The 272-nt window shown below is 60.3% G+C and carries 1 pseudogene; it reads left to right on the top strand.

Annotated elements, in window-relative coordinates:
* Nucleotides 1-113 precede the first annotated feature (113 nt).
* Nucleotides 114-272, top strand: a pseudogene (locus AC0L3S_RS39365) (FAD-binding oxidoreductase); the annotation flags it as partial.

Raw genomic sequence — 272 nt, forward strand, 5'->3', positions numbered from 1 at the left:
GCTGCGTAAGCCTGTCTCTGCCTTGAAGTTGGATTCGCCGCCATTACAGGATTTGCACCCAACGCGCTTCACTGGTAAAAGATTTTGACCAGTCAAGCGAAATGAGGCTGCTGATGTCCGGCCTGGCCATGCCGAAACCAGACGATGCCACGATGCGCCGGCGCGACGAGATCGTCGCCGACATGCGCATCATCGTGCCGGGTGAGGGCGTTGTCGACGCCGCCAATTCCATGCGCGCTTTCGAGAGCGACGGCCTGACCGCCTATCGGCAG

It is taken from the genome of Bradyrhizobium sp. Ken01 (genome assembly GCF_055807355.1).